5 protein-coding genes are annotated in these 4,450 nt (G+C 40.1%); 3 read left to right on the top strand and 2 right to left on the bottom strand.

All coding sequences use genetic code 11. The features are described from left to right. The 3 genes from RT405_RS07440 to RT405_RS07430 form a co-directional block, all read left to right on the top strand. A partial coding sequence (locus RT405_RS07440; protein WP_313468838.1) for a peptide ABC transporter substrate-binding protein occupies positions 1-900 on the top strand: 900 nt, incomplete at its 5' end. A 167-nt stretch (positions 901-1,067) separates the two neighbouring features. Continuing rightward, positions 1,068-2,588 carry a glycerol kinase GlpK gene (gene glpK / locus RT405_RS07435; RefSeq protein WP_313468836.1) on the top strand — a complete coding sequence of 507 codons (1,521 nt, stop codon included), beginning with the start codon at positions 1,068-1,070 and terminating at the stop codon, positions 2,586-2,588. A 227-nt stretch (positions 2,589-2,815) separates the two neighbouring features. After that, positions 2,816-3,547 carry an MIP/aquaporin family protein gene (locus RT405_RS07430; RefSeq protein ID WP_313468834.1) on the top strand — a complete coding sequence of 244 codons (732 nt, stop codon included), beginning with the start codon at positions 2,816-2,818 and terminating at the stop codon, positions 3,545-3,547. Between the two features lie 84 nt (positions 3,548-3,631). On the opposite strand, the gene dhaM is transcribed toward RT405_RS07430, so the two are convergent. Together dhaM and dhaL are read right to left on the bottom strand one after the other, a co-directional pair. Beyond that, entirely contained in the window at positions 3,632-4,006 is a 375-nt protein-coding gene (dhaM, locus tag RT405_RS07425) for a dihydroxyacetone kinase phosphoryl donor subunit DhaM (RefSeq protein ID WP_313468842.1), read from the bottom strand. Then, positions 3,999-4,450: dihydroxyacetone kinase subunit DhaL (dhaL, locus tag RT405_RS07420; RefSeq protein ID WP_313468832.1), on the bottom strand; the 452-nt coding region annotated here is incomplete at its 5' end. The genes dhaM and dhaL, both read right to left, overlap by 8 nt.

Genomic DNA, 4,450 nt, shown 5'->3' with positions numbered 1-4,450 from the left:
AACGTGATCAAAGAAGTCTCAACTGAGTTGAATTTGTATGAAAACGGCAATACCGATATCGCTACCTTGACTGGCTCATTTGTCGAACAGTACAAAAATGATCCCGATATTGTCACAACTTTACAAGCAGTTACATTTTATATTGAAATGAATAATCTTAATAATGGCGAAGCGACCCCTCTGAACAATCCACATATCCGGATGGCCATCGCTTCAGCAGTTGACAAAAAAGCGTATGTTGACAGTGTTTTACAAGATGGTTCTGATCTGATTGATGGATTTGTTCCTGCTGGATTGGCAAACAATCCGAAGACAGATGCTGATTACCGAGAAGATGCCGGAGATGTTCTTTCGTATGATATAGAAAAAGCCGAAAAAGATTGGGAAACCGGATTAGCTGAATTAGGCAAGGACCAGTTAGAATTAGAATTGATCACTTCTGATACAGAAAGTTCTAAACGATTAGCTGAATTTTTACAAAGCGAGTTAGAAAAGAACTTACCAGGCTTAACCATTAAGTTAAGAAGTATGCCATTTTCAATGAAACTAGATACGGTTCGTAAAGGAACGTATGATATGGCTGTTAACTCATGGGTCGCTGATTTTGCTGATCCAATCAACTACCTTGAGCGTTTTGATACAGATATTAACCGCATGAACTATTCAAATCCTGAAGTAGATGCGTTAATAGATAAAGCTAAAGCAACCTATAATAACGATGAGGCGCGCTGGGATACGTTAGTGGAGATTGAAAAAGTTGCCCTTGGTGAAGACGCAGCCTTAGCTCCATTGTATCAATCAGCTGAATCTTATTTATTGCGTCCGCAAGTTCAAGATATGTATAGACGGGTTTTCGGTCCAGACAGTTACAAATGGGCTTGGATCTCAGCTGAAAAATGACCATAGAAAAAAAGATAGAAGGAAAGCAGCAAGTCTGCATTTCTTCTATCTTTTCTATTGGAAACCGCTTAACCATGCAAGACATAAGCCTTTACAATAATGAAATTTAGCATTAAAGTGGAAGAGCACAGTTTTGTGAAAGCGCTTATAAAATAGGAGGTAAAGAAATGGGAAAAAAATACATTATGTCAGTCGATCAAGGAACAACGAGTACGCGAGCCATTATTTTTGATAAAAAAGGACAACCTTTATGGTCTTCACAAAAAGAGTTTACACAACACTTTCCTCAACCAGGCTGGGTAGAACATGATGCGAATGACATTTGGCTGTCTACGCTTACGGTTATTGCGGGAGTATTGATCGAATCGGGATTGAAACCGCAAGAAATAGATAGTTTAGGAATTACCAACCAACGTGAAACAACGGTAATCTGGGATAAAGAAACTGGAAAGCCGATTTACAATGCAGTTGTTTGGCAATCCAAACAAACATCTGAAATCGCAGATCAATTGACAGCTGACGGGCATAAAGAAATGATTCAAGCAAAGACCGGTTTAATTATTGACTCTTATTTTTCAGCAACTAAAGTGAAATGGATCTTAGACCAAGTCGAAGGTTCAAGAGAACGGGCTAAAAATGGTGAGTTGTTATTTGGAACGATTGATACGTGGCTGATTTGGAAACTCACTGGCGGAGAAGTTCATGTAACCGATTATACGAATGCCAGCCGGACAATGTTATTCAATATTTATGATTTAGAGTGGGACACTGACATCTTAGAATTATTGGATATTCCAAGAGAAATGCTGCCCGAAGTTAAATCTTCTTCAGAAGTTTACGGTCACACAAAACCTTATCATTTCTATGGTGCTGAAGTGCCAATTGCCGGTATCGCAGGAGACCAGCAAGCCGCTTTATTTGGACAAACAGGCTACGAAAAAGGAATGGTTAAAAACACTTACGGAACCGGGGCCTTTATCATTATGAATACCGGCAAAGAACCGATCAAATCTGAAAATGGTCTTTTAACAACCATTGCCTATGGCTTGAATGGTGAAATTACGTATGCCTTAGAAGGAAGTATTTTTGTAGCGGGTTCAGCTATCCAATGGCTACGCGATGGGTTGCGGTTCTTTAGAGAATCTCCACAATCTGAAGAGTATGCTACACGCGTTGATTCTGCAGAAAATGTCTATATGGTTCCAGCTTTTGTTGGTCTGGGAGCTCCTTATTGGGATCAAGATGCACGTGGTGCTTTCTTCGGGATTACGCGCGGAACAACAAAAGAACATATGATAAGAGCTACATTGGAATCATTGGCTTATCAAACAAGAGATGTTATTGAAACAATGAATAAAGACTCTGGTATTGAAACAAAAACAATGCGGGTCGATGGCGGAGCAGCAATGAATAATTTCTTATTGCAATTCCAAGCCGATATTTTAGGAACCACTATTGAACGTTCAAAAGTTAATGAAACGACTGCTTTAGGAGCTGCGTATTTAGCCGGATTGGCTACTGGTTTTTGGAAAGACCAAGCAGAAATTAAAGAATATTGGGAAAGTAATGGGGTGTTTGAACCAGAAATGGCAGAAGATCTTCGTGAAAATCTTTATGATGGCTGGAAAGAAGCAGTAGCTGCCACACAAGCTTTTAAACACAAACCATTGAGAAGAAAAGTTGAGTAGTCCCTCGCCTGTCAACAAGTAGATAAAAGAAAAGGGATGATCTGTATGCTGTTTTCAGTAAAGATAAGAACAGCCAATATAGAGAAATTAAAATGCCTGCCATTGAAGAAAGGGCACGGTTCTATAACTGGATAAATCGACCAAAAAGGCTTTGACAGCTGAATTGGAAGAAAAAATCAACGCCTTTAATCTTTCAAAAAATGTAGAATAGAAGGGAGAAATAGAAAATGGATACATCCGTTTGGTTGCAAATGCTCGGAGAATTTATTGGTACCTTGGTTTTAGTATTAATGGGGGACGGTGTTGTAGCCGCCAATTCTTTGCGGAAATCAAAAAGTGAAAACGCGGGTTGGGTCACTATTGCACTTGGCTGGGGAGCAGCTGTAACATTAGGTATTTATGCTTCCAGCTTCTTAAGCTTGGCACATTTGAACCCTGCCGTTTCAATTGCAATGGCTGTTGCAGGGGAATTCAGCTGGTCATTAGTACTGCCTTACAGTATTGCTCAAATCGCGGGCGGCGTTGTAGGAGCGACTTTAGTTTGGTTGAATTATTACCCTCATTGGGAAGAAACCAAAGATCCAGCAACTATTTTAGGTGTCTTCTCGACTGCACCGGCAATCAGAAATACCATTTGGAATGTGTTCAGTGAAATTTTAGGAACGGCTGTTTTAGTGTTTTCATTATTAGTTTTTACGAGAGGCGACTTTACAGATGGATTGAATCCAATTGTTGTCGGTCTCTTAATTGTTTCGATTGGTCTATCCTTAGGCGGATCCACTGGTTATGCCATTAATCCAGCACGTGATTTAGGACCAAGAATTGCACATCAGTTATTGCCGATTAAAAACAAAGGAAATTCTGATTGGGGCTATTCATGGGTTCCAGTCGTTGGCCCGATTATTGGTGGAGTTCTTGCAGCGCTCTTATATTTATTGATTCCAGCCACCCAACTATAAAAAGCTCTTATTCTATCAAATACCCCGCCCTTCAAACGAAGGACGGGGTATTTGGTCTTTAATTAAATTAAAACAAATTGTCGGTTATTTTACGACCAATGCTTTCAATTGGTCTTCAACGGCTTCAAGCGGGGCTTCTGCCTGCAGTAAAGCAGCAGCTGTATAAGCTCCTTCAACAAAAGCAGCGTCATAAAAAGTAACTTGTTTATCAGACATTTCAATTGCTAGCTCTAAATTCATTTTGGCGCTGCCTAAATCATAAAAAGCAACAATTTTATCTTCTTCAAATGAATTTAAGGCTGCTTCAATTTTATCAAAACTGGTACCGACCTCTCCTTCAGACGTTCCTCCGGCAGTTTTAATCGTCACTTCCTTGGCTACTTCGTTTAATAAAGTCGCAACTCCATTTGCCAAGCCTTCTACATGCGAAACCAATAAAACACCATATTCTTTACTCATCATATACACCAGCTTCCATCATAGTCTTAAAAAGATAGCTGCTGGACATGGCCCCAGGATCAATGTGTCCGACAGAACGCTCGCCTAAGTAAGAAGCACGCCCTTTAGTTGCTTTCATCTCTTTAGTTTTTTGCACACTGTCTTCAATTAAATCAGTCGTTAAATTTTTAGCTTTGACCGCTTCAACCACTGGAACCCATTCATCAACCATCGTTTTCTCACCCGCTTCAGCTTTTCCTCTTTTTTGAATACCATCAAGCCCAGCTTCCAATAAAGTGGCTAAGTCTGTGCTGTCTTGACTGGCTTTTGCCATGCTGATAAAAGCGGAACCGTATAAAGGCCCTGAAGCTCCTCCAACTTTGCTGACTAGGGTCATTCCCGTTAACTTCAATAAAGCTGTGACATCTTCAGGTTCTTTAGCCGCAAATGCTTCATTTAGAGCGG

The organism is Carnobacterium sp., assembly GCF_032094055.1.
Classification (GTDB): Bacteria; Bacillota; Bacilli; order Lactobacillales; family Carnobacteriaceae; genus Carnobacterium_A.
Note: the sequence above shows the minus strand (reverse complement) of the source record. Positions and strands in the feature narration are given on the sequence as shown.